The sequence below is a fragment of the Bartonella sp. AD24XZML genome, from assembly GCF_042196485.1.
In the GTDB taxonomy this organism is placed as follows: Bacteria; Pseudomonadota; Alphaproteobacteria; order Rhizobiales; family Rhizobiaceae; genus Bartonella.
In genome coordinates this window covers 1-2,869 of sequence record NZ_JBHIQH010000024.1, presented here as the reverse complement: position 1 = coordinate 2,869, position 2,869 = coordinate 1, and the positions used below count along the sequence as shown (strand labels likewise).

At 35.8% G+C, this 2,869-nt stretch carries 4 protein-coding genes; 2 read left to right on the top strand and 2 right to left on the bottom strand.

Annotated elements, in window-relative coordinates:
• Positions 1-353 precede the first annotated feature (353 nt).
• On the bottom strand, positions 354-971 hold the full coding sequence (locus ACFIMX_RS02465; RefSeq protein WP_375693977.1) for a S24 family peptidase: 618 nt from the start codon (positions 969-971) through the stop codon (positions 354-356).
• Between the two features lie 67 nt (positions 972-1,038).
• Here ACFIMX_RS02465 and ACFIMX_RS02460 point away from each other — a divergent pair, with 67 nt between their 5' ends.
• Positions 1,039-1,428 carry a hypothetical protein gene (locus tag ACFIMX_RS02460; protein ID WP_375693976.1) on the top strand — a complete coding sequence of 130 codons (390 nt, stop codon included), beginning with the start codon at positions 1,039-1,041 and terminating at the stop codon, positions 1,426-1,428.
• Positions 1,429-1,609: 181 nt separating this feature from the next.
• Here the strand turns inward: ACFIMX_RS02460 and ACFIMX_RS02455 are convergent, their stop codons facing one another.
• Positions 1,610-2,254: a hypothetical protein gene (locus ACFIMX_RS02455; RefSeq protein WP_375693975.1), complete on the bottom strand. Its 645-nt coding sequence runs from the start codon at positions 2,252-2,254 to the stop codon at positions 1,610-1,612.
• Positions 2,255-2,325: 71 nt separating this feature from the next.
• Here ACFIMX_RS02455 and ACFIMX_RS02450 point away from each other — a divergent pair, with 71 nt between their 5' ends.
• Positions 2,326-2,793 (top strand): crossover junction endodeoxyribonuclease RuvC, encoded by a 468-nt coding sequence (locus ACFIMX_RS02450; RefSeq protein ID WP_375693974.1) that lies wholly within the window; start codon positions 2,326-2,328, stop codon positions 2,791-2,793.
• Positions 2,794-2,869: the final 76 nt, after the last annotated feature.

Genomic DNA, 2,869 nt, shown 5'->3' with positions numbered 1-2,869 from the left:
TTTTTAGAACTTGGCTTTCATCAAGTGGTCCAGACCGACCAATGTTTTGATCATCATCATAGACAACTAATAAAATTTCATTGGAATTTATAAGAATTGGCTTATCCATAATTTCCCCTCCCTAACGCCTCTTGGCGATTGTTTGTGCGTGGTTTATGGATATATTAGTACATTATGAACGATATATAGTCAAGTACATAATGTACTATTTTTTTTAAAAAAGTAAAAAATGACGAATCATTGCCTAATTTAGGGAATCAGAAATCTGTAGTTGACTGATAAAAATCAATCAAATTCGTTGCGATCTGTTGATAGTATCTAATTGATAATGTGAACGAAGAATCGTATTCTGTTTACATATCAAGAATAGTACGTCGTACACGACCTATTATAGAGATAGCACCTTCAAGTTTTGGAGCTTTTATTGTTTTGTCGTATGAAGCAGGCTGAAAAGGCGGATCATCATTAGGTCTGTATCGTTTATATGTCGCTTGTCCAGATTCATCTGCAATTACATAGCAGGCATTAGGTACAAGTTTTTTGTCTCGCATATTTACAAATATTATAGAATCTGGAGGGCTAATTTTATTCATAGATGTGCCATCTACACGCAAAGCAATCCATTCACCAGCGGGAAGATTAACAGCCTCTGTTATAGGACAATCTGAAAAGTCCATTATTCCATCTTGTTCGCTTAGCTCTCCAGCACTAATCCATGAAACGAGAGGAATGCTTATATTGAGGCTAGGATTTTCTTGAGGAGATTCACCATACAAAATCCATCCCGGATCTACATTAAATACTTGTCCATAGAGCTCTGCTATTTGGCGTGAAATACCACGATTTCCATTTTCGTGACTAATTAGGGTATTTTGATTAAGAGCTGGTATAGCGCGCGCAGCTTCGCTTGGTGTTGCATATCCAGCATTTTTACGTGCTATTTTAAGTCTATCTTTTGGCAAATAAGTCATCTGTACATTATCCACTATTTTTTTAATTCATTGTGTACGATTTTATCTTGATTTAAAATTGTACGTAATGTACTATTTTGTCATGGTTAATGATTTTTGTGTCAAAAGTTTGATGGAGTCTTGGGGATCTATACGCCAATTTGCAAAGGAAGTTGGTTGTAGCTATGAGGCTGCGCGTAAAATGCGCGATCGCAATAGTATTTCTCCAAAATACTGGAATATGATTATTCAGTTGTCTAAAGCAAAAGGCCTATCTTGGGTTACACTAGATTGGTTTCTTCATAATTATGGAAACAAGTCCCATAGAGTTATTTGTCCAATGACAAAACGAAGAAAAGATACATTTCATCTAGTGGAGAAAGTTAGTGCACCAAATGAATCACAAACAGTAATGTCTTCTCATATTACTGCTTCTACAGATAATAATGAACAGCAACAGCAGCATACACACTCTTAAAGAAGAAAGGAAATAAAATGGATTACGGTTTAGCAATATCATTACTGTCTATATCGGTTGTTATTTTGAATATAATTGTATTTTTTCATTGGTACAATAATAGATAGAGGAAGGGAATTAAGATAATTAAAAACTTAGATCTTATAGCTTGTTTTTGGTGTGTAGCTCTTTATTCCATTTTTTATTCATCGCGAATGAGGGGACGAGATAGAGCATGTTCTGTCTTGGATATCTTAGCCCAAAAATTCAATCTTTGCGTCTCTGAAAAACGAAAAAAGCCAATGCAATAAAAAGCTTTAAGTGTTTTATTGGGATAGTTAGAGGAAGTATGTTCTAAAATGATATTTATAGGATTTACTGTGTCTGGTTTCATAGCTTGAATAGTCAGTAAAATTGTAAGTTCCTTCTTACTCTCTACATTAAAGAGATCAAATGTGCTCTCTGGTTCCGGTTTTAACTTAGGATGTATTAAGTTAATGTGTTTAGGATTTACAGGGATATTGACGCTTGGTTCTCTAATAATTCTGGGATTTGGATTGTAATAGATGGCTTCGACAAATTGAAACGGACTTTTGGGGTCTAGCCAGATATTATTTATCTTAATTGCTTGTTTTGTGGGATTATAGGAGGTTAAATCTACTTTGAATGTGGGATTTTCATTTGAATCGTAAGGTACATTTGCTAGCGTTTTTGTATAATTAATTTGTAATTTAGGTCCTAGAGCTTGTTGTTTGTCTTTACTGTATCTTGTCCAAATTGAAACACCAGCATGAATAGTTGTAGCAGTGAGAGATAATATAGAAAAGCATTCATATATCGTTAACATTCTTTCCCCCTCATTTCGAAAATAATTATCGCTGAACGATTTTGTAAAAATAATTTTTAATGGAATAGCAAATGACTAACACGATTCTCTGTCTTGATCTAGGGATGAAGACTGGCTGGGCGCTTCGTGATGCAGATGGTTTTATCACAAGCGATACAGAACATTTTCAATCACGCCGTTTTGAAGGCGGTGGCATGCGTTACTTGCGCTTTAAGAAATGGCTTTCTGAACTAAAGAGGTCTGTTGATGAAATTGATGCGGTGTATTTTGAAGAGGTACGTCGGCATGTGGGTACAGACGCTTCTCATGTTTATGGGGGCTTTCTAGCAACATTAACGGCGTGGTGTGAACATCATCAGATACCGTATGAAGGCATTCCCGTTGGTACCATTAAGAAAGCAATGACAGGCAAAGGGAATGCGTCAAAAGAAGAAATGATTAAGGCAATGCGTGCAAAAGGTCACACGCCTTGTGATGATAATGAAGCAGATGCTTTGGCAATTTTATATTTAATAAAAGAAGGGGATGCGCATATCTAATGGTATGCCATGGATAAGATTCCATTTGTATGACTGGATAAGTGGTACAGATGGAATGACGTTAGAGCAAAGGGGC

Excerpts from the sequence above, each read along its gene's own strand:
- ACFIMX_RS02465 (WP_375693977.1), bottom strand. The coding sequence starts at position 971 with ATGACTTATTTGCCAAAAGATAGACTTAAAATAGCACGTAAAAATGCT.
- ACFIMX_RS02460 (WP_375693976.1), top strand. The coding sequence starts at position 1,039 with ATGTACTATTTTGTCATGGTTAATGATTTTTGTGTCAAAAGTTTGATG.
- ACFIMX_RS02450 (WP_375693974.1), top strand. The coding sequence starts at position 2,326 with ATGACTAACACGATTCTCTGTCTTGATCTAGGGATGAAGACTGGCTGG.
- ACFIMX_RS02455 (WP_375693975.1), bottom strand. The coding sequence starts at position 2,254 with ATGTTAACGATATATGAATGCTTTTCTATATTATCTCTCACTGCTACA.